Origin of the sequence: Tsuneonella deserti, from assembly GCF_014644315.1 — a bacterium.
GTDB lineage: Bacteria > Pseudomonadota > Alphaproteobacteria > Sphingomonadales > Sphingomonadaceae > Tsuneonella > Tsuneonella deserti.
Window position 1 is genome coordinate 342,023 of sequence record NZ_BMKL01000001.1, and the last position, 26,381, is coordinate 368,403.

General features: G+C 60.6%; 21 protein-coding genes and 1 pseudogene. 14 read left to right on the top strand and 8 right to left on the bottom strand.

The features are described 5' to 3' along the window. Positions 1 to 151 precede the first annotated feature (151 nt). Positions 152 to 493 (bottom strand): CC_3452 family protein, encoded by a 342-nt coding sequence (locus tag IEW58_RS01470; protein ID WP_229658379.1) that lies wholly within the window; start codon positions 491 to 493, stop codon positions 152 to 154. A 154-nt stretch (positions 494 to 647) separates the two neighbouring features. Here IEW58_RS01470 and IEW58_RS01475 point away from each other — a divergent pair, with 154 nt between their 5' ends. Further along, positions 648 to 1,205: a winged helix-turn-helix transcriptional regulator gene (locus tag IEW58_RS01475; RefSeq protein WP_188643509.1), complete on the top strand. Its 558-nt coding sequence runs from the start codon at positions 648 to 650 to the stop codon at positions 1,203 to 1,205. Between the two features lie 98 nt (positions 1,206 to 1,303). Beyond that, positions 1,304 to 1,510, top strand: coding sequence for a hypothetical protein (locus tag IEW58_RS01480; RefSeq protein ID WP_308419245.1), 207 nt, complete (start codon positions 1,304 to 1,306; stop codon positions 1,508 to 1,510). A 10-nt stretch (positions 1,511 to 1,520) separates the two neighbouring features. On the opposite strand, the gene IEW58_RS01485 is transcribed toward IEW58_RS01480, so the two are convergent. Beyond that, positions 1,521 to 2,339, bottom strand: coding sequence for a hypothetical protein (locus IEW58_RS01485; protein ID WP_188643510.1), 819 nt, complete (start codon positions 2,337 to 2,339; stop codon positions 1,521 to 1,523). A 148-nt stretch (positions 2,340 to 2,487) separates the two neighbouring features. On the opposite strand from IEW58_RS01485, the gene IEW58_RS01490 reads away from it, so the two are divergent. After that, on the top strand, positions 2,488 to 3,303 hold the full coding sequence (locus tag IEW58_RS01490) for a formate/nitrite transporter family protein (protein ID WP_188643511.1): 816 nt from the start codon (positions 2,488 to 2,490) through the stop codon (positions 3,301 to 3,303). Between the two features lie 12 nt (positions 3,304 to 3,315). On the opposite strand, the pseudogene IEW58_RS01495 reads toward IEW58_RS01490, so the two are convergent. Continuing rightward, positions 3,316 to 3,432, bottom strand: a pseudogene (locus IEW58_RS01495) (magnesium chelatase subunit ChlI family protein); the annotation flags it as partial. Positions 3,433 to 3,519: 87 nt separating this feature from the next. On the opposite strand from IEW58_RS01495, the gene IEW58_RS01500 reads away from it, so the two are divergent. From IEW58_RS01500 to IEW58_RS01510, 3 genes are all read left to right on the top strand, one after another. Beyond that, a complete protein-coding gene (locus IEW58_RS01500; RefSeq protein ID WP_188643512.1) occupies positions 3,520 to 3,867 on the top strand; it encodes a hypothetical protein in 348 nt (115 codons plus the stop codon). Between the two features lie 316 nt (positions 3,868 to 4,183). Beyond that, positions 4,184 to 5,953 carry a hypothetical protein gene (locus IEW58_RS01505; RefSeq protein ID WP_188643513.1) on the top strand — a complete coding sequence of 590 codons (1,770 nt, stop codon included), beginning with the start codon at positions 4,184 to 4,186 and terminating at the stop codon, positions 5,951 to 5,953. A gap of 61 nt (positions 5,954 to 6,014) precedes the next feature. Further along, positions 6,015 to 7,259 carry a hypothetical protein gene (locus tag IEW58_RS01510; protein ID WP_188643514.1) on the top strand — a complete coding sequence of 415 codons (1,245 nt, stop codon included), beginning with the start codon at positions 6,015 to 6,017 and terminating at the stop codon, positions 7,257 to 7,259. 55 nt (positions 7,260 to 7,314) lie between these two features. Here IEW58_RS01510 and IEW58_RS01515 read toward each other — a convergent pair whose 3' ends face one another. After that, positions 7,315 to 7,848 carry a recombinase family protein gene (locus IEW58_RS01515; protein ID WP_188643515.1) on the bottom strand — a complete coding sequence of 178 codons (534 nt, stop codon included), beginning with the start codon at positions 7,846 to 7,848 and terminating at the stop codon, positions 7,315 to 7,317. A gap of 410 nt (positions 7,849 to 8,258) precedes the next feature. On the opposite strand from IEW58_RS01515, the gene IEW58_RS01520 reads away from it, so the two are divergent. From IEW58_RS01520 to IEW58_RS01535, 4 genes are all read left to right on the top strand, one after another. Then, complete coding sequence (locus IEW58_RS01520; protein ID WP_188643516.1) at positions 8,259 to 10,355, top strand: catalase; 2,097 nt, start codon at positions 8,259 to 8,261, stop codon at positions 10,353 to 10,355. Positions 10,356 to 11,185: 830 nt separating this feature from the next. Beyond that, positions 11,186 to 14,212, top strand: a complete 3,027-nt coding sequence (locus IEW58_RS01525; RefSeq protein ID WP_188643517.1) for a TonB-dependent receptor — start codon at positions 11,186 to 11,188, stop codon at positions 14,210 to 14,212. A gap of 140 nt (positions 14,213 to 14,352) precedes the next feature. Next, positions 14,353 to 15,258: an alpha/beta fold hydrolase gene (locus tag IEW58_RS01530; RefSeq protein ID WP_188643518.1), complete on the top strand. Its 906-nt coding sequence runs from the start codon at positions 14,353 to 14,355 to the stop codon at positions 15,256 to 15,258. Between the two features lie 23 nt (positions 15,259 to 15,281). Further along, positions 15,282 to 15,650, top strand: a complete 369-nt coding sequence (locus IEW58_RS01535) for a hotdog fold thioesterase (RefSeq protein ID WP_268237118.1) — start codon at positions 15,282 to 15,284, stop codon at positions 15,648 to 15,650. A 29-nt stretch (positions 15,651 to 15,679) separates the two neighbouring features. Here the strand turns inward: IEW58_RS01535 and IEW58_RS01540 are convergent, their stop codons facing one another. The 3 genes from IEW58_RS01540 to IEW58_RS01550 are packed head-to-tail and all read right to left on the bottom strand — an operon-like array spanning position 15,680 to position 19,756. Next, positions 15,680 to 17,143, bottom strand: coding sequence for an efflux transporter outer membrane subunit (locus IEW58_RS01540; RefSeq protein ID WP_308419246.1), 1,464 nt, complete (start codon positions 17,141 to 17,143; stop codon positions 15,680 to 15,682). Between the two features lie 7 nt (positions 17,144 to 17,150). Continuing rightward, positions 17,151 to 18,722, bottom strand: a complete 1,572-nt coding sequence (locus IEW58_RS01545; protein ID WP_188643520.1) for an MDR family MFS transporter — start codon at positions 18,720 to 18,722, stop codon at positions 17,151 to 17,153. Next, positions 18,719 to 19,756, bottom strand: coding sequence for an HlyD family secretion protein (locus IEW58_RS01550; RefSeq protein ID WP_373284694.1), 1,038 nt, complete (start codon positions 19,754 to 19,756; stop codon positions 18,719 to 18,721). Before IEW58_RS01550 ends, IEW58_RS01545 begins: the two co-directional genes overlap by 4 nt. Positions 19,757 to 19,970: 214 nt before the next feature. Here IEW58_RS01550 and IEW58_RS01555 point away from each other — a divergent pair, with 214 nt between their 5' ends. The 4 genes from IEW58_RS01555 to IEW58_RS01570 all read left to right on the top strand — a co-directional run bounded on the left by IEW58_RS01555 (position 19,971) and on the right by IEW58_RS01570 (position 25,313). Next, entirely contained in the window at positions 19,971 to 20,462 is a 492-nt protein-coding gene (locus IEW58_RS01555) for a MarR family winged helix-turn-helix transcriptional regulator (RefSeq protein ID WP_188643522.1), read from the top strand. A gap of 488 nt (positions 20,463 to 20,950) precedes the next feature. Next, a complete protein-coding gene (locus tag IEW58_RS01560) occupies positions 20,951 to 22,534 on the top strand; it encodes an ABC1 kinase family protein (protein WP_188643523.1) in 1,584 nt (527 codons plus the stop codon). Between the two features lie 68 nt (positions 22,535 to 22,602). After that, complete coding sequence (locus tag IEW58_RS01565; protein WP_188643524.1) at positions 22,603 to 23,373, top strand: NUDIX hydrolase; 771 nt, start codon at positions 22,603 to 22,605, stop codon at positions 23,371 to 23,373. A gap of 524 nt (positions 23,374 to 23,897) precedes the next feature. Next, a complete protein-coding gene (locus IEW58_RS01570; protein ID WP_188643525.1) occupies positions 23,898 to 25,313 on the top strand; it encodes an exonuclease domain-containing protein in 1,416 nt (471 codons plus the stop codon). A gap of 24 nt (positions 25,314 to 25,337) precedes the next feature. Here the strand turns inward: IEW58_RS01570 and IEW58_RS01575 are convergent, their stop codons facing one another. Then, positions 25,338 to 26,168 (bottom strand): SHOCT domain-containing protein, encoded by an 831-nt coding sequence (locus tag IEW58_RS01575; RefSeq protein ID WP_188643526.1) that lies wholly within the window; start codon positions 26,166 to 26,168, stop codon positions 25,338 to 25,340. Positions 26,169 to 26,381: the final 213 nt, after the last annotated feature.

Sequence of the window (26,381 nt, forward strand, 5' to 3'; positions counted from 1 at the left end):
CCGCGACGCGGCTGCGCTGGGTTGCATGGACCCCTGCTTCGGCGGGGGTTTTTTGCGTGCATCGCAGCACTGTGAAAAAGGGCCCCCGGCAGTCGCCGGAGGCCCTCGGAGGTGCCGCTCGAGCGGATGGCTGAAGCGGGTGATCGGGAAATTAGTTGCCGTTGCAGCGGGCAAGGTCTTCGGCCTCGAGCGCCTTGCCGCCAGCCGTGAAGGTTGCCAGCGCGCCGACTTCTTTCGCCAGGCGGGCGCAAACGACCGCCGGACGACTGGTTCCCTTGGCGGCAGCGCAAGCGTTGCCGGCGCAATTCCACGCCATGCCGCCCACGACCGGCCGGCTGGCGGTTGTCGCAGTCACCAGCTCGGCGCGGTAGTAGGCACCATCCGCAGCCTCGGCCGGTGTGGGGCTCACGGCGGCGCCGATCGAAAGTGTCGTCCAGGCCAGAGCGGCCACGACCGCGGCGGGGCGCATGGTCTTGGGGAGACAGAGGTTCATGATCGCATCCTTTGAATTTGCCAAATAGGTTTCAATTCGATACCTATCGCGAATCACTCCCTAGTTCAGGGCCGATTAAGTTGCAAGTTAAAACTTAGTTTTGCCGTTTGAGGCTCAAGGCAAGAGCGCTACAACCGCTCACGAGAGGATCGTTATGGAAAAGCTTCGTGAACCGCTGAGAGAGCTGAACGGCTGTGGCCTGCCCGAGGCGCTCGAAGTGATGGGCGAACGCTGGTCGTTCATGATCCTGCGAGCCAGCTTCAACGGCCTTCATCATTTCGAGGAGTTTCTGGGCGAGCTTGGCATCGCCCGTAACATTCTGTCGAACCGGCTCGCCAAGCTGGTCGAGCATGGCATCCTCGACCGCCAACCGTGCGCCGATGATCGTCGGCGGATTGAATATCGCCTGACTGCCAAGGGCTACGACCTGCTTCCGGCAATGGTCGCTTTGAGGCAATGGGGCCAGAAGTACGGAGTTGGCGCCAACGAGAACCCGGTTCTGGTCGACGAACTTGACCGGCTGCCGATCGGGCCGGTCTCGATCGTCTCGCATGACGGACGCGTGCTCACCGGCCAGGATCTGCGGTTCGTCGAGCGGCACGATCTCGGCGTGCGCGAGGACGGCAGTCGGGCCGTACCTGCCACCGGTTTCGACCGCGTGCGCGGGGACAACGAGCCGGTGTCGCTGCCCCACATCGCGGCGGTGCGCTGAGCCCGCCGCTAACACCCGATTCCCGTTACATCTTGGTGCGCGGCCGTCTCTGGCGCGCGAGCAATCCCGCATTGCCGGACGGAAAGCGCGAACTCCTGGTGGCTGAATTGATGTCGGCCCGCCGCGCAGTCCGGGATGCGTCCGGCGATCCGGAGCTCGTTCGCGCGGCGCGTCGACGGGTCGATGCCGCGAAGACCGCGTTGGGAGAGCGGGGGCCCGTCTGGTGGGACGACGGGGCGCCCGACTTCAATCGCAAACTGGCAAGGAACACCCCTTACGCGGAGTGGGCGGCCAGTCAGGCTTGATCCGCGCCGGTCACTTGCGGCGCAGGTCATAGGTGATGCGTATCCTCACCCACTCCCCGACCATGGAGCGACCGCCGACTTGCGGGGGCCTGACCTTGAACTGCCAGGCAGCGGCCAGGACCGCCCGTCCCAGGCCGCCGTTGTCGGGGTATTCGTCGACCAGCACGCAGTTCTCGACCCGGTAACCCGGCGCGGTCTGGCAATTGATCAATGCCCAGCCGGGTCCGCTGGCGGTCGACAGATAGCCCCGAAGTTCGTCGTCGCTTGGCTCACGATACCAGCGTGCGGCGTAAAGCGGCTCGCCGTTGGGCCCGCTGCCCGCCACGCGCTCGGAATCGCCCGGATAGCCGGTGTCGGGCGGTCCCACCGGCCCCTGCATATCGTCCCTGACGACCGCGCGTGCGCGTGATGGATCGGCCGCAGCGGGCGGCTGGCTCCTCGCAACCGGCAGTACGGCCGCGGGCGCGGGAAGGGGAAAGGGAAGCGCGCGTTCCGACGGCGGCGCGGGGACCGGCGCGGGCGCTGGGCGGGGCAGGGCGCTGGGAGTCGCGGCTTGCTGCTTCTGCTCCTCCTGCCGAGGCCGGGGCGAAGGCTTCTCCGGCTCCGCCGGCGGGGCAAAAGACACGCTGGTAAGAGCTTCCCCTTTCTGCCTGCTTCCGCTGACGCCCTGGCCAAGAGTAAGCAGGACCAGGAACAGCGCCGCCTCGATCGCTACCGCAAGTGCCAGTCCCGCCGCGCGGCGGCGAATGCCGGGCCAGCGCTCGTCCATTGCAGAGAGCCATCGGTCGGGAAAAGGTTTGGTCCCGTCGAGGTCAGTGGGCGCGCGCATGGTGGGCAGGATGCTTACCTTCGATCTGGATGCCAGTGCGGCGCTGCCGGCGTCTAGCGGTGCCAGGCCATCAATGCCATGCCCGCACGTCATGGCCTGCGGAACTGAACACCCCGCTGTCCGCTACGCAGGACAAAGGAGCGCCCAGATGCAGGAGCACGAAAAGAACCTGACGCGCGAGGAAAGGGAGCAGGTCGATGAGCACGCGCCTCCTGCGGCCAAGGTCGTCCACGCCTCGGTATCCAAGCAGGGCGACGACGAACTCGACCGTCCCGCGGGATCGCTCTTCTGGTCCGCGGTAGCCGCAGGCATCGCCATCCTGACGTCGCTATGGATCAGCGGAGCCTTGCATCATTACACTCCGGAGGCTTCCTGGAAGGAAGCGATAGTCGCTCTGGGCTATCCCTTCGGATTCCTGATCGTGGTGCTGGGGCGAATGCAGTTGTTCACCGAACAGACTGTCGTCGCCATCCTGCCGCTCGCCCGGAAAAAGACGTCCCGCAACCTCGTCCGGGTGGCGAGGTTGTGGTTCATCGTGCTTCTGGGCAACCTCATAGGAACGGCCTTCATGGCTGGGCTCGCGGCATATGCCCACCTCCAGTCGGACGAGGTCCTGCGCGGAATGATCGCCGTCGCCGGGAAAATTCAGGAACATACCTGGCTGGAAACGATGACGCTGGGAATTCCGGCGGGATTCATCATGGCGTCGGTTGCCTGGATCCGTTCGGCGGAGGACCAGTTCGGCTTCTGGATCGTGGTCGTGCTTACCTTCGCGATTGGCCTGGGTGGCTTCACTCACGTCATCGTCGGCTCGGCCGAAGCGTGGCTGCTGCTGTGGAGCGGGGAGGCAGCGCTCGGCTGGGTGCTCGGCGGGTTCCTTCTGCCGGCGCTGCTCGGCAACGTGATCGGCGGTACCGGTCTGTTCGCTCTCCTCGCGCACGCACAGGTGCGACAGGAAATCTAAGTCGGCGCTTTTCTAGGCGCGGGGCGCGGAACGCCGATAGCTGAGCGCCTCGGCGACGTGAATGCGGCCGACCTGCGGTGCGCCCGCAAGGTCTGCAATCGTGCGGGCTACCCGCAGCATTGTCGTGTATGTTACAAGCAACATATCGCACTCGCTAGGTCGCAGTTGCTCGGATCGCTTGCTAGGGAAGTAGCCGACGATGCGCGAGGTAAGTTGATGCTTTCGAGATCAGACGTTGAGGCGCAATTCATCGGAACGAGAACCGAAGGTGCGGTTTTCAGATTTCGCGCCTGCGTAAGCGGAGCCGCCACGCCGGAAGTGGTGCGTGAAGCCAGCCGCGGCGCGCTTGATGTTGTCGAGATATTTTGCAGCAGTGTGCTGGACGGGATCGATAAGCCGCTGATCGATTGGGATGGCGTCGGGTCTTTTGCAGACTGGCCATGCGACGAGGAGGCGATGATTTACAAATATAGCGGATTGGGCAGCGACTGGAACAACATGACCGTTATAATCAGTGATCGTTACCTCGCTACCTGCTTTCGCGAAGTGTTTTGTCGCGCGTGATTACAGCCGCTCGCGATGTGTGCAGTGAAGTGGCCCCCATGTGAAGTTCACATGCACATCGAACACTCTATTAAGCATCATTAGTGCTTGACGCTGAAGCGGCGCATGCTATTTGCGGGCGATCAGAACACGAGGTGGCGGACACCTCGTGTGGGGTTCATATCTTTGAGGCCACTTGTGGCTGATCGTCCTGGGTTCTAGACCCTTAAGTGGCGACGTTAGGTATCGGTAGGCTTTAGGGCCCCCCAACCGGAAACGCTCACGGTCATTGCGCCGTGATGTGGGGCTAAAAAGACCCCCGGTAGCGCCGCTTCTGATGGCGGCATCAACCAACGCTCAAGTGGCGTGGCTGATGCCGTACGTTGCTACGAACACGCGTCCTCCACGACTCATTTGCGCGTTTGCCAAGAGGCAAACCGAAATGACTATTGTTACGACTGACACCGACCACGTTACGTGCGAAGCCGACCAGCGAGCCATTGTTCTCCCCCCTGCTGCCATCACCGAGGCAACGCAGTTGCAGAGGCAGACCGGCGACCTGTTCGCCCTCGAGGGGACAGCCACTGAAAACCGCGCGAAGCTGCACTTCGACATCTTCAACTACGTCGAGCGATATGACCGCGACGCCGTAGAGGAGCTGGCTCGAGACAACGAGTTCAGCAGCACGTCGAAGGCACTGAATTGCCATCTGCTCGCGCAATTTCTCACCGGCATCAACGTCAACGAAAAGGGCATCTCGCAGGCGGAGAAGGCCAGCCGTCAGACGCGTGTTCGGCCCTTTGCGCTCGTTCTCGAAGGCCTGCGGAAGCGCCGCAGCGAGCACGCCCATCTGGAATTCGATGCTTGGCTCAAATGGTATCTGAGGGAAGGGCAGCAAGTTGGCCTGATCAAGCAACTCGTCGGCGAAAGCTCGAAATCCGACAAGGTGCCCGAGGCCAAACCCACGCCCGACAGCATAGTGGAAGACGCCTTTGAAAGCGCAGCCGCAGTTAAGCTTCCCGGAGATTTATCTGATCTCGACCTTATTCCGGGGCGGCCCATGCTCGTCATGCTTCGCCAAGATGCATCTGGCATCATCGCAGTCCCCCTTCCGAAAGCCGGGAGTAGTGCCGTGGCGAGCGTGGCGGGCTATCGGTCCACGGGGCTCGAAAGGGCACCAGCACCGTTGCGCGTATGGCACCTGCTTATGACTGTCGGGATGGCGATCGTCCCGGACGCGACCAGCGATGAACCGATATCGGCTCTGGAACCCGATGACGAGCCGAACGAGGCGACGCCGATGCTTCCTGCCAATGCGATCTATCTTTGGGATGGCAGCGGATTTTCGGTTGCGTCCGCTCGGTCGCGCGACACGCGCATTGTGGAAGTGGTCCCGCTTCATGGTGTTGATCTCGGGCTTAGTCATGGGACCGTGCGCTTCATCGACAAAAGGACGCGAAACACGATGGCAGCGCGGCTTATCCAGCCAACGATCTGCGCTGGCTATGGCGGCGAGAAGGGCATCTCCGTGGAGGACAGGAACGGCCGTGCTCGCGTGAAGTTCGCGCACACCGACAGGGAATTGAGCGGACATCTCGCGCTTCCCACGTTGGCCGAATTCCGGACGAACTGGACGAGTCGAGTGAGCACTCATTTCGCGCCCCACGCAGAGGCGATTATGGACGAAGCCGCAGTCATCGAGTTCACTTCGACCTTCCTTGCGATGCTTGCGGGCAAGCACAAGTCAGACGCGGAGATTGCAATCACGATTTCGGACGGAAAGATCGCGTTCAAGCGCGACAAAGCCAAGAGCACGCCCTTCGCCGCCGAGGCCGCGGGCTCCGCAACCGCTCGTGTCATGCAGAGCGATCTCTTGGCCGTAGTTCCGTCACTGCTAGCTCTCGAACGCACCGGCAATCTCTCATGGGAACTCGACCCGAAGGGCCTGCTCATGGTTGAAGTTTCGACCGACGCTGCGATCATTCGCGCTTACGTCCAAACGCTCGAAGAAGGTCGCGACACTCGATCGCGATCACTGCTGGACAGGGTGCGCGCGCCTTTGCCGACTTCGGCCTCGCTAGCTGAAACACCTGCGCTCGCAGCCTGACCAAACATTGCTCCGCGATGTGGTGATCGCATCGCGGGGCTATCGACTTTGGGAATTCAACATGACGTTCGATTATCGGGCGCGGCAACATGGTCGCGCCATTTATCTGGTTGCCGGACAGGAAGGGTTGCACGCGCTGCCCCGTAAACCAGCCTCAGCAATTCGTGGAGGCGAGTTGCCGGCGGGGTTGGCCTCGCCGGCTGATCTCGACTTTCTCGATCCGGCCAACCCCTTCTTTGTGACCGACCGTGCGCTGTTTTCGTTCGGCCAATTCCTCGGCCGCAAGACACCCCCGGGGATCTTCGACAAGCGGCCGGGGATCACCATCCTTGGGGACAGCGGGGGTTTTCAGCTCATCGACAAGCCCGCTCTTTGGAATGGCGAAGCGACCTGCGCCGAAGCGCTTGCTTGGCTAGAAAAGCACGCGGACGAGGCCATGACGCTCGACATCCCTACGGGCGCCATCGGTTGCAATCCGCTGTTCCCCGATTTTGCCTCGTGCTTGACGACGACAATGACAAACAACGCCTACTTCCACGCGAATGCGGCAGGCCAGACGCGCTTCCTAACGGTCGTTCAGGGCCGCAACCGGAAGGAGGTGTTAGCGTGGTATGACGCTGTGAAAACGCAGCCGTTCGATGGCGGATGGGCGCTCGGGGGCGGGACGCGGAGCGACTATGTGCTGCTCACCGAACTGCTCCACGCGATGATTCAGGACGGGCTACTAGGATGCCGCAATCGCCTTCACGTCCTCGGCACCAGCACGCTCACGCAGTCGGTGATGCTATCAGCGCTGCAAAGGTCCGTCCGCGCCCTGCCCGGCCAAGCGGAATTCCAGATCACGTTCGATACGGCCAATCCGTCGTTGAAGATGGTCTTTGGGCAACTGGTAGGGCACCCGCTGATAACGCCTGACGCCAGCGGACGACCGGGCGAGTTTAGGGACCGCACGTTCAAGACGCCGACGCATTCGGACTTCTCGCCAGACGACCGCCGAGCACTGCCGATAAAGTGCAGCCGCATCGCCGAACGGCTAACGATCGGCGACCTCTGCGCTCGTCCGGGCATCGGGAAGAACAGCCCGTGGGACGATTTGGCGCGGGCACTCGTGACCCACCATAACGTGGATGCGACACTCCGGGCCATCGACGAGGCAAACTCGATCATGGAGCTGCCGACGCACCTCGCGGTTCAGGTCGCGCCAGTACACGTCGTGCGGTCCTATCAGGCACTTCTGACGGCCTTCCGGCACTCAAATCCGGTGGCGCACGTACGACGCGAAGCGAATTCATTTGCGAAGCTGTAAGCACATGTGAACTTCACATGAGAGGGGCCCCCCGGTGGAAGGCCGGGGCGCCCTGCTACGCCAGCGCTCGGTAAACGCTTGTGCGACTGATTCCGAGCGCAGCGGCAATGACGGTGGGCTTTGTCCCCTCGCCATGCAGCCGGCGCACTTCTCCATCGTCTACTGTGCGCTTGCGTCCCTTGTAAACGCCGCGCTCCTTTGCGCGGGCAATGCCCTCGCGCTGGCGCTCGCGGCGCAAATCGTTCTCGAACTCCGCGACCGCCCCCAAGATCGCGAGCGTCAGTTTGCCGGTGCTCGTGGACGTGTCGATGGACTGGCGCAGGCAGTGGAACGCAACCCCTTCGCGCGTCAGGCGTTCCAGCATCGCGTAGAGATCGGACAGCGAACGCGCGAAGCGGTCGAGCCGCACGACAACGAGTGTGTCGCCATCGCGTACGAATTCCAGCATTTCGGTAAGCCCCGTCCTGGCGGTATTGGTGCCGGTGGCCTTGTCCGTAAAGATGCGCTCACATCCATGCGCCTCCAGCTCAGCAAGCTGAACATCGAGATTTTGATCGGATGTGGACACTCGGGCATAGCCGACGATCATGGACTGCTCCTGTAGCAATAGGGCTTAAGACCCACTGCCGGTGCTGTCACATTACTCGGAAAACGACCTTTTTGTTATGCTCTCGCTCAGGCGCGGCGATGTCGCGCACGAGTATACCTATCCAGCGCCTGGTGAATGGCCTTTCAGGATGCTGCCGCGGCTCGTCGAATATTCGGTGTAGGGTGGAAGGCGGACGAACGATCTGGCTGACCTATGGCAGCTGCTGGGCCGCTTACTGCCAGGCCGCTTTCGAGCGACACAGGCCGGGGAAGCCGCCATTACGCTACCTCCCTATCCAAATTGATCGCGAGTGTCAGTCTGGGATCAGATATATAATTCGTTGTTCGCGGATGGCCAAGGATACGCCAGCCGTACGGTTCGTTATGATCCCCAGACAGCGAGGATCCACGATGCCCAAGACAACCAAGCAAGCAAAGGGTTCGAAAGCGCCCGCCTCAAGGAACACCATCGGAAAGGGCGGCGATACCCACCAGGCCGGTGGCCCACCGCTGACCACCAATTTCGGCGTACCTATCAGCGACAATCAGAACAGCCTGAAGGCCGGCGCGCGGGGGCCGGTCCTGCTAGAAGATTTCCATCTCCGCGAGAAAATCTTCCATTTTGACCACGAGCGCATTCCGGAGCGCATCGTGCACGCCCGCGGCTCGGGTGCGCACGGGTTCTTCGAATGCACCGATCCCATCCCGGACCTGTCGCGTGCCTCCCTGTTTGCGGAGAAGGGCAAGAGGACGCCGGTCTTTACGCGGTTCTCTACCGTGGCGGGCTCGAAAGGGTCCAAGGATACCCCCCGCGACGTGCGCGGCTTCGCGGTCAAGTTCTATACGGACGAAGGCAACTGGGATCTGGTCGGCAACAACATGCCGGTATTCTTTATCCAGGATGCGATCAAGTTTCCCGACCTGGTTCACGCCGTGAAACCGGAAGCCGACCGCATGTTCCCCCAGGCGGCCAGTGCGCACGACACCTTCTGGGACTTCGTGTCGCTGATGCCGGAATCGACCCACATGCTGACCTGGTTGATGTCGGACTTCGCCCTGCCGCGCTCCTTTCGGACGATGCAGGGGTTCGGGGTGCACACCTTTCGGTTGGTCAATGAGGCGGGCGAATCCACGTTCGTCAAATTCCACTGGCGTCCGCGCCAGGGAACTCAGTCGACTACTTGGGACGAAGCCGTCAAGATTTCGGGAGCCGACCCGGACTTTCTCCGGCGGGATCTTTGGGAAGCGATCCAGAAGGGCGATTTTCCCGAATGGGATTTCGCCATCCAGGCATTCGACCTCGACACCGCTCGGTCGCTGCCGTTCGACGTGCTGGATGCGAGCAAGCTGATCCCTGAGGAGATCGTTCCCTTGCGCGTGATTGGCCGGATGGTGCTCGACCGCTGGCCGGACAATTTCTTTGCTGAAACCGAACAGGTCGCGTTCCTGCCGCACAACGTCGTTCCCGGAATCGATTTCACCAACGATCCTCTGCTGCAGGGAAGGTTGTTCTCTTACCTCGACACGCAGAAGTCTCGGCTCGGAACGACCAACTTCTTCCAGATCCCGGTGAATCAGCCGAAGTGTCCGTTCGCCAATCTGAACCGCGACGGCACGATGCAGATGGCAGTTCCCAAGGGCCGCGCAAACTACGAGCCGAATAGCCTCGATCAGGCCGGGGAAGAACCGGGGCCGCGCGAAGATCCGGTCAACGGGTTCACCAGCTTCCGCGGCAGCGGCGAAGATAACGACGCCAGCGAGAAGCTTCGGGTACGGCCCGAGAGCTTCGCCGATCACTTCAGTCAGGCTCGGATGATGTTCGCCTCGCAAACTTCCATCGAGCAGGCACACATGGCTTCGGCGTTCGTATTCGAACTTTCGAAGGTCGAACTGGAGCACGTCCGCACGCGTATGCTTTCGCAATTGCGCAATGTCGACGAGGGCCTGGCGAAGCGGGTGGCCGACGGACTGGCGATGCCGCTACCCAAGGCGGCCGCGGCCGTTGCCCCGACGCTAGACCTAGATGCCTCCGACAAGCTTTCGATCGTCAAGCAGGGCGATCCTCCGATGAAGGGCCGCAAGGTTGGCATTCTGTTCGACGAGGGGTCCGACAAGGCCGCGCTCGACAAGCTCGGCAAGGCTGTGATCGATGCGGGAGGAACCCCGTTTTTCGTGGCCCCGAAGGTCGGCGAACTCAAACTAAAGGGCGGCACCATGAAGGCAGACGGCCAGCTTGCCGGCAGCCCCTCGGTCCTGTTCGACGCGGTCGCCTGCGCGATCATGCCAGATCAGGCGAAGAAACTGTCTACGGATGGCGCCGCGCTTCAGTGGTTTATGGATGCCCACGGGCACGCAAAGACGATCGGCTACTGCCCCGCGACAAAGGAATTCATCCTCGACAAGCTGGGGATTGAGCCGGACTCCGGCGTGATACCCAACGCCGAGTTTCCCAATGTCGCGCCCGCGCGGCACTGGGAGCGGGAGCCGAAGGTACGCATGTTGGCCTAGTCCGCGCCCTGATGAGTGCTGGCTCGCCCTCCGTGTCAGTGCTGGAAAGCGTCGACGACCTCCACCGCGAATAGCGGTCTGGTCTGCCAACGGGCGTTCGCAGGAATTGTCTAGAACTGGGCGGAAAGCGGTCCCTGACGACCGCTGGATCGAGCGGCAGGGTTTGGGCCGTTAGCTGACTGGCAGCTCATGGCTCGTTGAGAGCGCTAAGCTGCCATTCTGAAACCGATTGATGGCGGACCTTCAGCCAGCGCTGCGATTGCCCGATGCAGCTCATCAGTACGTACGACAATCTTTTAGCGCATCGGCACCGAGAACGCCGGCTGGAGCCAAGGCCGGGAGGTTTCCCGTTCCAGTCAGGGGCCCGGGTGGACGTTATTGTTCGGTCGCTACTTCGTCCTTCACGTCACCGCCAAGGTAGAAACACACTTCAGACCAAAATCGTCGAGCATGCCGGACCCATGCAGGCCTACTCTCATTCGGAGCTGAGCTACTTGAAAAGAAGATCGGATCCGCCTGATCCCAAGTGCACTGGAATAGTCATCATCCGAGAAGTGACCTAAACGCCGGGCATGGGCAGTTTGCTGCTAGTGCCGACTGCCAGCACCGAACGAGTTTAAGCCACGCTCGAAGGAAACACGATTCCTGGACGCCCGAACTTCGGTCGGCAAGAAAGTTTCATACACCGAGCGCACGGCAGCCCAAAAGTCCGATTCTCCTTACCAAAATCGACATATTGCCCACCGCCCTATTGCCAGATGACGGTAAACTGCTTTAGCTTCCCGTTCGAAGGTGCCGCGACAGATGGCGCCTCGAGTGGAGAGATGCGAATGAGGATCAAGGCCGCCCTGCTTGCCGGCATTTGTGCGTCGGTTGCTTCAGTTCCCGCATATGCCCAGGACGATACGTCTACCGACTCCGTTGGAGGCGAGGAGGGCAACGTCATTGTTGTCACGGCGCAACGCCGGGCCGAGGCTCTGCAGAACGTGCCGATCGCGGTTAGCGCATTCACGGCCGAAGCGCTCGAGGCACAGCAGATCAAGACCACGTCGGACCTCCAGCTCACGCTGCCGAACGTCACGTTCACGAAGACGAACTTCACCAGCTCGAGCTTCACTATCCGCGGGATCGGCGACCTGTGCGTCGGCGTGTCATGCGACAGCGCGACGGCAATTCACCTGAACGACGCCCCCCTATTCGGCACTCGCCTGTTCGAAGGTGAGTTCTATGATCTTGCCCAGATCGAGGTCCTGCGCGGGCCGCAGGGCACACTGTTTGGGCGCAACGCCACCTCTGGGGTGGTCAACATCCGAACCGCGCGGCCCGACCTCAGCGGCTTTGGCGCAGCCGGCGAGGCCGAGTACGGCAATTACAACAGCATCAAGGTCAAGGGGATGGTGAACCTTCCCGTTGGCGAAACCCTCGGGGTCCGCATTGCCGGGTTCTACCTCAACCGTGACGGTTACACCTTCAACCAGTTCAACGGCGATCGTTACGACGACCGCGACATGTACGGGATTCGAGGCTCCGTGCGGTGGGAGCCTTCGAGCAGCACGACGGTCGATCTCGTGGCGCAGTATTTCCACGAGAACGACAAGCGCATGCGCATTCAGAAGCAGCTGTGCCAGCGCGACCCGACCGGCGTGCTTGGTTGCCTTAACTCGCGTCTCGACAACAGCTTTACCAATGGCAACTCGACCCTGGGGGCGATCTTCGCGTCGCAGGAATTCTTCCGCATCCGCGGTGTGCCAGCCGGACAGACGCCGCTCACTCCCAACTTCTCGACGGGGAGCCTTTACGGGACGGACGTATTCGCTGCCGCTCCTAACCCCGAAGATCCTCGGGTTATAAACACCGGGTTTGAGCCCAATTACTTCGCGGAGGAGTGGATCGTCCAAGGCCAAGTCAACCAAGAGCTTGGGGGCGGCCTTAACGTGAAGCTGGGGGGCAATTGGCAGAAGGTCAAAGTCGACGCGCAGCAAGATTACAACAACGCTGCGCAAAGCCGCGCTCCGCTGCAAAATGGGCTAAACAACCTCGCTGCGGCAGCCGCCGGCGCGTTCGGTCCTGTTTTGCAGGCCTATCTCAAGCCGATCGCGGCTCGCCTGATTCCTGACGGTCCCAATGGGAAGCTCTGCGCCTCGCAGTCTGACCCGAACCTTGTTGGCGTGTTCGGAGCCGCAAACAACTCGATCTGTTCAATGAACCCGCTCGCTTTCGACCGGTCGAACGCGTTTCAGACCAGTTGGACCGGAGAAGCCATCGTCAGTTCCGACTGGGACGGGATGTTCAACTTCCTGCTCGGAGGGATCTACGGAAAGCTTCACCTCGATGAGAGCAGCTATTACGTAAACGCGTTCGGGCTCGACTATGCGGCCGGCGTTCTCGGGGCCCTTGGCGCGGCCGGTGCGGGAATTCCGCCCGGGCCTGAAACTTCGTATTTCTTGGGCTCGCCGTTCTACCGCAACACGTCCGACGACCTGAAAGTCACGACATACGGCATATTCGGAGAGACTTACGTTGAAATCAACGACAAGCTCAAGCTGACACTAGGCTTGCGCTATAACCATGACGAGAAATCGGTCAGGGCCCGCACGCCCCTGTTCGTGGATGCGGCGGGCGCTTCAGTGCTGGTGCCGACCGGTGCCACCGATCTCACCAATGCGCTTGGATACGCAAACCTCGATTATGATGCCGGGCTACCCGGGCCGCAGGAATATGCAGTTCGCAGCGCGAGCTTCGAAGCGGTCACGGGTCGCGCGGTGGTCGATTACCAGATCACTCCGTCGAACCTGCTCTATGCATCTTATTCGCGCGGCTATAAGTCGGGCGGCATCAACCCGCCGCTGTCGCCGATCTTCGCCGTGCCAGAGGCGTTCGCGCCCGAACACGTCAACGCGTTCGAGATCGGCTCGAAGAACACCTTCGGCGGACTTCAGCTTAACCTGACCGGGTTCTACTACCAGTACAAGCAACTGCAGTTGAGCCGGATCGTAGCCCGCACCTCGGTCAACGACAATGTGGATGCCAATATCTGGGGGCTTGAAGCCGAGGCGGTGATCCATCCGGTGCCTGAGCTGACGGTGAATTTAACCGCCAGCTACCTTCATACAGAAGTCGCCTCAGACAAGTATCTGTCGAACCCCCGCGATTTTGGCGGTGGTCGTGCTGATGCGGTGATCATCAAGGATATCACCAACGCCGCCAACTGCGCAGTCGCCTCGTCCTCGGGCAGCGTTGCTGGGATCAATGCCTATGTCGCTCAGGTCAACAGCCTGATTAACGCGGGCGTCATTCCGGGAGTTTCGCCGGGCGCTGGACTGCGGGCGCCCACTTCATTCGGGCCCAATAGCGGCATCGCCTCGACCGGGGCGTTCAGCATTTGCGCTGCGCTCCAAGGGCTAGCTCCGACTCTCGGAGCTGCGTTTGGGGGTGTCGAGACCAGCACCGTAATCGACGGGGGTACATACGATTACTCCGCGGGCATCCCGGTAAACATCAAGGGCAACAAGCTGCCCGGCGCGCCCAATTACAAGGTATCGATGGGGGCCCAGTATGCCTTTCCCATCGGGCAGGCGACGCTGACTCCACGTGTGGACGTCGCTTACACGGGCGAGACTACGGGCAACGTATTCAATGGAAACGTCAACAGCATCGACAGCTTCGTGCAGGCCAACGCGCAGATCCAGCTCGATGGGCCGGACAGCCGCTGGTACGTCCGTGGTTACATCCAGAACATCTTCGACAGCACGGCCGTCACCGGACTGTACGTGACCGACCAGTCGTCCGGCAACTATACGAACATCTTTACTCTGGAGCCGAGGCGTTATGGCATCGCGGCAGGCTTCAGATTTTAAACGGCTCGCTGGCTCGGGGCGACGGCGAAGCCGAGGATAGCGGAATAAACCCCGTTATCTTCGCCCTCGTGGCGAACGTTGAATTGGAGCTGTCGCCGGTCTGGTGGCCATCACTTCAGGCGTCAGATCTCCCTGGTTAGATGAGCACTGAGGCGTTCTCGATCGAAGGTGCCGGCGGGATCACTCTTGTCGCGGAGGCTCACGGCGACATTCGCGGGATGCCTGTCCTGCTCGCACACGGCGGTGGCCAGACCCGACGCGCGTGGAAGCGAGTTATGGGCGACCTGGCACAGGCTGGCTTTCGTGCCATCGCATTCGACATGCGCGGACATGGCGCCAGCGAGTGGTCGAAAACCGGCGCATATGACATACGAGACTTCGCTGCCGACCTGATTGCTGCGGCGGCTTCGATGGAGGTCAAGCCGGCTCTCGTAGGCGCCTCGCTCGGTGGCCTTGCCGGGCTGATGGCGGAAGGCGATCTAGCGCCAGGCACCTTCGCTTCGCTGACCCTCGTCGATATCGCGCCGCGCATGGAGCCGGGCGGCGTGGCCCGCGTGGTCGGCTTCATGGAAGAGCATGTCGATTCAGGCTTCGGCTCTCCTGAAGAAGCGGCAGATGTCATTTCACGCTACCTGCCCCACAGTTCTAACCGCGGCGGGGGCAGCGGCTTGAAAAGCTACCTGCGACAAAAAGCGGACGGCCGATACTACTGGCACTGGGATCCTGCTTTCATCCGCAACATAACCGTGTCTCGAGGCGAGAGTGCCCATCGGCAACTGCAGCAAATCGACGTTTTGGGACAGGCCGCCGCCCACCTGACGCTCCCGCTTCACCTTATTCGCGGTGCATCCAGCGATCTGGTCTCTCTCGAAGCCGTAGCGCATCTGCGACAACTCGTCCCCCATGCAGAATACACCGACATTGCCGATGCCACGCATATGGTCGTGGGCGATGCGAACGACGCCTTTTCCGCCGCCATCGTGGAGTTCCTAAGGCGCCATCACTCCTCCGATACGACTCAGATGCAGGGGACGAGTGAGAAATGATTGATCAAGAGCGCTTGGAGCAGATGCTTCACCTCGCCCCGTTTCACCGATGGCTTGGGCTGGAGATTTCCACATGCTCTGAGCAGGGAATCGAGATCACCATGCCGTGGCGCGACGAGATCGTTTCGAACCCCGTGGTCGGGTCGGCGCATGGAGGGGTCCTAGCATCACTGGTCGACCTCACCGGGCTTTATACTTTGCTTGCAGCCGGTGCCCCGGCGAAAGCAACGGCCGATCTACACGTAGATTACCACCGTCCTGCAACCTCAGGCCCTCTCATTGCTCATGGGCAGGTCGTGAAGTTAGGGCGGCAGATTTCGGTGGCGGAGACCCGGGTTCTGGGGCCTGACGGAAAGTTGGTCGCCAGCGGCAGGGGCGCGTATTTTTCATGAACCGGATCGATTGTTAAACCCGGACGAACCTACTGATCTCGAGCAGGCTCCTGCCACCCTAGGCCCAGTGACTTCTGCAGAGCTATCCAAGCCAGGGTAAGGGCACCTTTTGCCCGGACGAGGTCTGCCGAAGCCTGCTGCTGGTCGCGTAGCGCACGATTGAGGTCAGCCCTTGAGATCGCTCCCGCCGCAAAACGCTGGCGATTGAGGTCGGCAGCGCTATCGGCCTGGCTCTTGATCTGCGCGCGGGCGGCCAGTGCGACCCGTTGCTGGCCAAAGCGTGCCAGTGCTCGCTCGGCATCCTGCAGCGCCAAGAGGACGGTTTGACGGTAGTTGGCGACTGCCTCGTCTCGGACCGCCCCGGCGCGATCGACCGACGCGTCCACCCTTCCAAAATCGAGGAAGTTCCATTCCAGGCGGGGTATCGCCAATGCCGAAAATTCGCCCACATCAAAGACGTCTTCGGGGGAAGATCCGCCGAGGCCCAGAATCCCCATGAAGGACAACTTCGGGAACCTTGCCGCTTCGGCCACCCCGATCCGCGCCGTTGCGGCGGCGAGATTGCGCTCAGCCGCCCTGATGTCAGGCCGACGCGCGATCAGACTCGCCGGATCGCCGACAGTAACCTGATCCGGGGGCAGGGGGATATCACGCGGCGCCGAAAGGTCTTCGTCAGTCGATCCCGGAACCCGGCCAATCAGGATGGCAAGCGCGTCTAGCAGGACGGCTTTATCAGCGTCCGCCTCCGCGAGTTGTGACTGGAGCACTTCCAGCTCGGCGTTCGCGTTGCCCACCGGGAACAGCGGCAGCGCGCCCTGTTGATACCGCTGATAGGTCAGTGCCAGAATTTCTTCCTGCAACTTTATCTGCGTCTGGTATTGTTCGGCGCGGAACTGAGCCTCCCGCAAGTTGACGTAATTGCTGGCAACTTCAGCGGTCAGCTGGACCCTCGCGTCCTCCGCATTGGCCACGGTCGCAGCAGCCTGCGCATTGCTGGCCTCTACACGCCTCCGGGAGCCGCCCGCGAACTCCAACTCCCAATTGGCATTGAGACCCACATTATAGAAACTGAGCGCGTCGTCGCTTTCCGCCTCCGGTTCGGTTTGCCCCGACGAGGGGGGTGGTCCGCCCTGGATGTCGAGGCCGGGAAGACGGCCCTGAATAGTGGTGGCCTGGGTTCCGAGCGTCGGCATTCGTCCCGCCCGATCCTGCCTGACCGATGCCCGGGCCTGCGCGATGCGCGCTTGCGCTGCCTGGAGCGAAGGATTCGCGGACAGTGCAGCCGTGACCAGCCGCGTCAGTTCAGCATCGTCGAGCAGCAACCACCATTCGGCAAGAGCCGGGTCCGACGCATTCAGCTCTTCGCCGGTGCGGACAAACCGATGGCCCGTATCCGCCGACAGTATTTCAGGAGGGCCCGCGTAGTCCGGCCCAGCCGTACAGCCAGCCAGCAAAGCGATGAGGAGAAGCGTTGATATTGAACGGCGCATCATGTTGGGCTCAGTGCATCGAAAGGGAAGCATTTTTGGGAAGCGGCCTCAGGAAGAGGACCAGGGGAACGGTCGCGAGCGTGAGAACCCCCATCACCATGAAGACGTCATTGTAGGTCATTATGAACGCCTCGCGTTGGAGGGTGCGGCTCAGGGCAGCCATCGCTCCCTCCATTCCGCCGAAGTTTCGCGCCAGCCCGTCAAGATAGTCCTGCAGCGAAACGCTGTTCGCATTCAGCGTCTCTTCAATTCGTCGGCTGTGATGCCAGATCCGTTGATCCTGGAACGATGCCAGAGCCGAAAGAGCGAAAGACCCGCCGAGATTGCGGGCCGCGTTGAAAATCCCCGAAGCGTCGCCCGCGTCCTCCTTGGCGACCGAAGCCACTGTCGCCTGGTTCAGGAACATCATCGATAGGATCATGCCGACACCGCGCAAGAGCTGGCTCTCGGTGAAAACGGCACCACCGGATTCGGCTGTAAGGCTGGTGCTGACAAAGCAGCTGACCGCCATAAACAACATTCCGGCGCCGACAGCGATGCGTATGTCAATCTTCCGGATCATCAAGGGAAGCACAGGCATCAGCAGGAAGGCCGGGACGCCCATCCAGAAGATGACCAGCCCGGTCTGAAGCGCATTGTAGTCTGAAATGATCGCGAGGAACTGCGGGATGACGTAGGTCGAACCATACATCACCATGCCCAGGGCGAGCGCCATGATTGCGACGCTGGCAAATTGTCGATTGAACAGGAGTTGCAGTTTCAAGACCGGTTTGCGTGCCTTCACCTGTCCGTAAATTAGCGAGGCGAACCCGACGAGGGTGATCAAGGTAAGCCAGCGAATGAGCGAGGATTCAAACCATTCCTCGCGGTGGCCCTCTTCAAGGACAACCGTCAGGCCGCCCAGCCCCAGGATGAGTCCGAGAATGCCTGCCCAATCCGCATCTGTAAGATAATCCCACTTCGGCTTTTCGTGAGGAAGACCAACGAACAGCAGGAGCAGCAGCAGGCCGCAGACCGGAACGTTGACGAAGAAGGCATAGTGCCAGCTCAAATTCTCGGTCAGCCAACCGCCGATCAAAGGCCCCATCACGGGCCCGAGGATCACGGTCATGCCGAATAGCGCCATTCCGATGGGCTGTTGATGCGGCGGTAGTCTCTTGGCCACTATGGTCATAGCGGTCGGAATGAGCACTCCGCCCATGAAGCCCTGGCCCGTTCGGCCGATGATCATGGTGGCAAGGTCGGTTGCGACCCCACACAGCACCGAAAAAGCGGTAAAGGCGCTGACCGCAATAATGAGGAGAGTTCGCAGACCGAAGAGGCGCTCCAGCCAGGCGCTTAGCGGAATGACAACAATCTCGGCGACAAGAAAGGAGGTCGCAATCCAGGTGCCCTCGGTGCCGCTCGCCCCGATCTCGCCCTGAATGACAGGGAGTGCGGAATTGACGATCGATATGTCCAGCGTCGCGAGCATTGCGCCGAGCGCGCCGGCCGCTACGGCGACCCACGCAGTGACATCGGCATTCCGCCGGTCCGGGGCGGAATTGGCAGAACCCGTGTCCGTTACCACCACGCCGGTCATCGTGTCGTGCCCGAACCCTTCTTCAGCTCATTCGCGGCAGCTCGGGTATCTACTGTCGCAACGACAGACATCCCGGGAACCAGAAGGCGGCGCACCTCGGGCGGGGCGTCAATAGCGATACGAACCGTTATGCGTTGAACAATCTTGGTGAAGTTGCCGGTGGCATTTTCAGGCGGAAGGATTGAAAACTCCGCCCCAGTCCCCGGCGAAATGCTGTCCACGCGTCCTCTGAACTCCACGTCCGGAAGAGCATCGACCTCCAGCCGCACCGGCTGTCCCGGGCGCACTAGGCCAACTTGCGTTTCCTTGAAATTCGCGGTTACGTAGACTTCGTTCAAAGGTACCACGGTCATCAACCGCTGGCCCGGCTGCACGAATTGCCCCGTCCTGACGGTGAGATCACCGACCCGCCCTGCCTTGCTGGCCCGGAGCAAGGTCGACGCGACGGTAAGCTCCGCAGCTTCCAGTTGCGCACGGGCGGCCTCGGCCTGTGACTGCGTCTGACCAATCTGTTCAAACAGGGTTGACCGCCTGGCGACAGCGGCCCCAACCCCGGCCTGGGCCTTCGCCAACTCGGCTCGTGCCTGCCTTGCTTGCCCCTCGAGCTGGTCAAGTTTTTCGCGCGGCTCCGCACCCGTAGCAGCGAGTGGTCTATACCTCGCGACCTGTTGGTTGGCGAGAGTCAACGCCGCGCTCGCGGCGGCAAACTGTGCTTGTGCCTGGCGAATGGCCGCATCCTGTTCGCCGACCTGCGAGCGGATCGTATCCGCACCCGCTAGAGTGGCAGCAATTTGTGCGCGCGCCTGCTGCGCTTGAGCCCGGTAGTCGCGCAGGTCCAGCTGCAGGAGCGCTTGGCCTCGAGAAACCTCAGCGTTCTCTGAAACGAAAACCTTATCTACGTATCCAGCGACCTTCGAGGAGATCACCACACTATCGGCCGCAACATAGGCGTTGTCCGTCGACTGCATGTACTGGCCGTAGGTCACATGCCGGTAATACCACCAGCCACCAGCGAGCAGGACGGCCAAGCCCACGAAGGTAAGCACAAGACGTAATCGGCGCCGTGGCCGGGGGCTCGTGGCTGGTGCAGTTTCCTGCTCCGGTTCAATAGAGTCATCTATCATCTGGCTCTCTCGGCGGTTTCACTAGGCGGTTTCTTCTGCGCCCTTAAGGATGTCGGGGCAGATAGTAAAACGGTTTAGTTATTTGAAGGTAGGATTGCAGGGTCGGTTTGGCTAGGCAAACGGGATGGACGATAGTGCCGAGCCGCTGAGGCGATCACGCCGAAATGCCATCACTGACGATGACCAAATTCTATATCTGCTGAACGAAGTAAGTCGAGGCGCGCGAAGGGCATACGATGCGCGGGCCGCCAAGACCGGGTTTAATCAGACCCAGTGGAGGATCATCGGGCAGCTCCTTCGCGACCCATCGCTGACACAGTCGGAAATCGCCAAGGCGCTTGAGCTTGAATCGGCAACTATCGGGCAGGCGGTTGCTGTACTCTGCGCACAAGGGTTATTGGAAAGGCGGCGAGTTGAAACGGATCGAAGGGCATGGAAGCTCATCTTGACCCGCAAGCTCGATGCCCTAATCCCCGAACTGAGAGAGGCCGCGGATCAACTCCACACTGTGCTTTGGCGCGACATAGCGCCAAGCGATAAACACCTTTTGAAACAGCTTCTCGCTAAAATTTCGGCAAACCTTGAAGGCTCTGCGACGGTAGCGGACTCGCGCTGACGTTTGCTCAGGTCGATCGCCTACCGGTGACAACCCGCTGGCGTTGAATCAGGGTGTGCCGGCAAGTCGTACGCACTAGTGCGATCCCTTGGCCGCAGTTGATTTCAGACCCTCCTGTAGAAGCAGCGAGCCGCGCTCGCAGCCGCACTTTGCGTCGCGCACATGGTAAACCACTTTACAAAAAAGCTTGTGGAGCTAAAATCTGCTCTTGAGGAAGGACTTTCCTGCCTCTCCTTGACTTGCGGGGGCAACTCCCTGGGTTGCCCCCTTTTTTCGCTTTGGATTGCCCCGTCGGCCAGCTTGCGAGAAATGGGGCGAGAGCATCGCGAGTCCAGAAATTGAGTAGGCGGAGTTGCTATGGCGACCCCTGGGGGGCAGTCGCGCTGGCTTGCGCATCGGGGGCTGCGACAATTTAGCCTTCCAAGATCCTTCCACAATGGTTTGAAAGAGACCCCAATCACAGCGAGTCTGAGAAGGGAAACGGAGACATGACCGCTTCTCGGGACAACCCGATCAGCAACATCGCTCGTGCCGCCGAGATTGGGCAGATCCTAGCCAGGCATGGCGCCAAGAATCTCGCTGGTGCGTTGGGGCTCGTTCCCCACCCAGAGGGTCTCTTCGACCCACGGGAATTTCGTCCGGCCTCTGTCGTCGCGTTCCTGCGAGATATCGGACCGGTCGGTATCAAGCTGGGCCAGCTTCTCGCCACGCGCAGCGATCTGTTTGGCGAACACTGGATCGCGGCATTCTCAACGCTGCACGATCAAGTGTCGCCAGTGCCTTTTGCACTAATAGAGCCCGTTCTCGCTTCAAGTTGGGGTGAGGATTGGCGGAGCGACTTCGCGCAATTCGATGAACAGCCTCTGGCCTCCGCCTCGATTGCGCAGACCTATTCAGCCAAACTGCGGGACGGCAGCGAAGTCATCGTAAAGGTGCGGCGGCCAGGCGCCGCCGCGCGGATGGAAGCAGATGTACGCCTCCTCTTACGCCTTGCTGGGATCGCGGAAGCACGATCGCCGGATATCGCGCGCTACCGGCCAGTCGAGTTACTACGGACCTTCGGCCGCAACCTGGCCTGGGAGATGGATCTGGCTGCGGAATCCCGAGCCTGCGAGCGGGTCGGCGCCTATCTCGATACCATCGGCATCAAAACCCCGGCGATCCACTGGGAACTGACGGGGCTGCGGGTCAACGTTCAGGAACGCCTGTACGGCAGACCAGCTTCTTCGCTGGGCACCTCCTCTGGCGAACCGCGGATGGCGGCTTTTGCCAAAAGGTATGCGGACGCAGTCCTGCGCATGATCATCCTGAACGGTGAATTCCACGGCGACCCGCATCCCGGTAATGTCTTCCTGATTGGCGAAGAGGATGTCGGTTTCATCGACTTCGGATCGGTCGGCACGCTGACCAAGGCCAGGCGCGACGAGATCGTCCGCCTCGTGCTCGCGATCGCCGGCGAGGAACCGAACGCTGTCGCGGATGTCCTGCTCGGCTGGGCGGGGGAACCGAAGGTGGATCGCGACGCGCTTGGGGTGGATCTGGATCAGTTGATCGAAGAGTTCAGGGGGACCGTGCTTTCGGGCATCGAGTTCTCGCAGATTTTTTCGCGCGTGTTCGATCTATTGCGGGATTATAAGTTGGTCCTCCCATCCGATCTCGCCATTCTTCTGCGTACCCTGTTGACTGCAGAGGGTTTCGTCCGATCGCTGGCACCCGACTATAACATTGCCGAAGAAACGCGGCCGATCATCGCGGAGCTTCTCACAGAACGGTTCTCGCTGGTCAGTGCTCGGACGGGTTTGAAGAAAATCGGCGGTCAGCTGCTGGGTCTCTCGGCTTCCTTGCCCGGTTTGCTGACCATTGCGAACTCGATCGCCAGGTCAGGCTACCTGCCAATCCAGCTCGACCCCGCAAGCGTCGAACGGCTTGCGGCCGCTCGCCAAGAGACCGCGTCCATCAAAGGGCCGGTAGGCGCCGCACTGATTGTTGCCGCCGCGCTTCTTGTCGAGCAATCTTGGATGCTCGCGGGTATCTCGCTGGCGAGTGCCGCCGTGGTATTGCTCCGCAAATAACATCGGGCGGTTTATCTTTTTCTGGGTGCGAGTGCCCGGATAGGGCAGATCTACAAAAGGAGAGTAGCATGACGTCACCAGATCCCGTCGCTCCGGTTCCGGCGGCAACCATGCTGCTCCTTCGCGACGACCCTGAGTTCGAGGTTTTGATGGTCAAGCGGCACCATCAAATCGATTTTGCCTCCGGAGCATTGGTATTTCCTGGCGGGAAGCCGACGGATAGTGACGAAGCCCCTGATTGGGCAGATCATTGCTGCGGCTGGGAAACCTTTGACCACACGCAGCGGACCTTGCGGATCGCCGCGATCCGCGAAGCCTACGAAGAAGCGGGGATTCTTCTGGCCGAGAATAACAACGGCACCGAGTTCGAGGACGCCTGCGACCTCGAAAGCCGCAAAGCGGTAGAGGGGGGGACGCGCGCGTTTTTAGACATCGTCCGCGATGCCGGCGTGCGCCTGAGCCTTGACCGCCTAACCCATTTTGCCAGATGGATAACGCCGACCTTTATGCACAAACGCTTCGACACACATTTCTTTGTTGTTCGGGCTCCCGAGCGCCAGATCGCAGCATGCGATGGCTACGAAACTGTCGATGCGGAGTGGCTTTCGCCGCGCAAGGCGCTTCGATTGGGGGAATCTGGCGAGCGAACGATTATCTTCCCCACCCGGCTCAACCTGCAACTGCTAGCAGAAGCAGACAGCGCCGAAGAGTGCGTTGCCAAGGCGAATGCTCGTGAAATCGTGACGGTCATTCCCGAGATCGTCCAGCGCGAGGGCAAGAACGTCCTCACGATTCCAAAAAATACAGGATATGGTCCCGCATTTGAAGTCATGAGCTAAGAACCGAACGAGAGAACCTGGAACTAGGTAATTCACGTGACAACGCGTGCTTTCGCGTGATCGGCGTTGAATTTGCTGCTCAGCTAATTTAATTCGATAAGCTTAGACCATACGCGCGGTAGAGAACCTTGCTCTGCGAGTGCGGTCGCGACGTATGGATTGGTCCGACCACGCAGCGTGCCTATCATTCGATCACAACGAACAGAAGCGCTGCAAAGGTCGGGTAGTGGGCGTATGTCTAAATCGCGTGAACGACAACAATTAGGGCGCAAAGCCGACGTCGAGGCGGACCCACCGGAATGTCTGCAATGGCGTTGTTTGCTGGCATTCTGGTTTCGGATGACGGTTCGCGGAAGGCCGGTACGCGCGCAATTAGAAGTGCGCGAAGAGATGATCACTAGCCTCGCGTGACAATGCTATGAGGCGCATCACTGTCCCGGAGCGGGATAAGTTCTTCCCGACGGTCGATGAAATCCGCAGTCCGCGTTAGTACTCCGACTGATCGCGAGTTGATGGAGGGTCTAATGGCCTTTGTTTTCTACGATACAGAAACAACCGGCATATCAACTGGCTTCGACCAGATACTGCAATTTGCGGCAATACGAACGGACGACAACCTAAAGGAGATCGACCGCATCGAATTGCGGTGCAGGCTTCATCCGCACGTTGTTCCTAGTCCGGGGGCGCTCGCAGTCACTGGCATGACGATCGACAAGCTTCTCGATGAAGCGCTGCCCTGCCATTATGAGATGATCCGCGAAATTCGCGCCAAACTCACCGATTGGTCACCCGCTACGTTCATCGGCTACAACAGCCTGCGCTTCGATGAAGAGCTGCTTCGTAAGGCTCTGTTCCGCACGCTCCACGCCCCATACCTTACCAACACGGGCGGGAACTGCCGAGCCGATGCGCTTGTGCTGGTGCAACTGGCGAGCGAATTTGCGCCTGGATGCTTGAAGCTACCCACGGGCGACAAGGGCAACCTCATCTTCAAGCTGGACCAAGTCGCGCCCCTCAACGGCTTCAATCACGCGAATGCTCACGATGCCCTTGCCGACGTGCAAGCGACCATCCACCTTGCGCAATGCGTTCGTGCGCACGCGCCTGCCCTTTGGGAGCGCTTCCTACGCTTCTCCACGAAAGCCTCGGCACAGAAATTCCTTGAGGATGAGGGTGCGGTCGTGCTGACAGAGTTCTACTTCAATCGACCGTACCACTTCGTCGTTGCTGCGATCGGGCCAGAGCCCGGCAATTCAGCCGCGATCCTAGCTTTGGACCTTAAGCATGACCTCGATTGGCTAGCGGAGCTGCCCGCAGATCAACTTGCCACTTGGGTTGGCAAGAGCCCGAAGAAGGTTCGAAGGGTGCGTACAAACGCTTGTCCAAGCCTCGCTGCAGTAGGCGACGTTCCCCATCATTTGCTCAGACCTTTGGGCGTCGAGGAGATCGCCCAGCGTGCCGCGCGACTTCGGGATGATCCAGCCCTCAAGGCCAGGTTGATCGAGGCCGCTCTGGCGACAGCCAAAGACTACGAAACATCACCTTACGTCGAAGAGCAAATCTACTCAGGCGGTTTCGTGACCCGCTCGGATGAGGCACTGATGGCACGGTTCCATGAGGTGCCGTGGGAAGAGCGTTCGGCCATTGTCGAGCAGATGAAAGATGAGCGGCTGCGCTATCATGGCCGACTGATCATTCACGAAATGCACCCGGAGGTTCTCAATGATGAGCACCGAAGCAGCCTCGAAAGCCATATGTGGGAACGCCTGCTCGCAGAGGAAGCGCCAAAGGACACATGGACAAGCCTTCACAAGGCGCTTGTCGACACTGAGCAGATGATGGCTGGGGCCGACCCAACAAAACTCGAAATTCTAGCCGGACTGCGGGAACATCTCCTCGGCCGGTTGGAACTCGGCAAGGCGCGTCACTTGGCCGAATGATCCCATTGCCCTGCTTTGGCCGCGTCAGGTCGGACGCAGCTCGTCTATATTCGCGCGGTCACGGAGCTGCTCACTTGGTGTTCCTGGCCGGTAACCGAGGTTCCGAAGCCGCGTCTCTTGACCTGCGTGGTAATCCAACGAGTGGCAGGTTCTGAGATATGTCGTGGCGGCAGTGGTTTGATAACCGTAGACCTCGAATAGATCGAGAAAGTCGAGAATGAACGTTCCCTCGTAGGGGTATGCGACCGCCGGCCGAGCTTTTGAGCAAAGGACATAAGTCTTTGATGGTTTGGCGTCCCAGTGGATCTCCAAGCCCTTGGAGTAGCTCGAGGGATAGTCCCCATCATGCTCGGAAGATCCAGAAACAGAGCTGACCTCCAACAGGCGTTCCGACTGATTGCGCTGAATTACGTTGACGGCCACGCTACGCGTCCAAGAACACTCGCCCATGTGGCACTGGTCGAGGTAAACTGACTGGTCGTCCGGAGTATCAGTGGGATTTGTTTGTGCCGTTTGCGCCTTTGCTGTGGTGCTGCCCGTCACTGCTTCATCGTTCCGGATTTCCGTGGCTGGCCTCGACGCAGCTGTCGTTGGCACTGCCTCGACGGGGCGCGACGTGCCGCGCGGAAAGTAGAGCCACAGTGCAGCGACTGTAAGCAGTCCCAGCGCAGCTCCGACGAGCAGTGCTGGCTTCCAGTTCCGCACGTACGGGTGCTCAAAGGCCGTAGGCCGTGAAGCATCGTAGTCTAAATTGAGACGGGCCTTCTCGGCAGCATATTCGCCCTCGGTGAGGGCTCCTTCGCTATGAAGTCTCGCGAGCCTTTCAAGCAGCTCCACCCGGTGACCTTGGTCCATTCCTCGCCCCTGCTCCGCGCTCAAATCTACTCACTTCGGCTCGGGTGCAAGGCGCGTTTGGCAATGGGCCCAAGTTGGCCCAAGCTTCGCGGAGGATAAATAGAATGGCAACTGCGCGTCGAACGCTGTTGTGGCGTTCGGCCGTTGACCCAGTGTTAGCAGCACGTGACCCGCTAGGCATCGACGCGCCCTGGCGGGTCATTCTGTGATCCG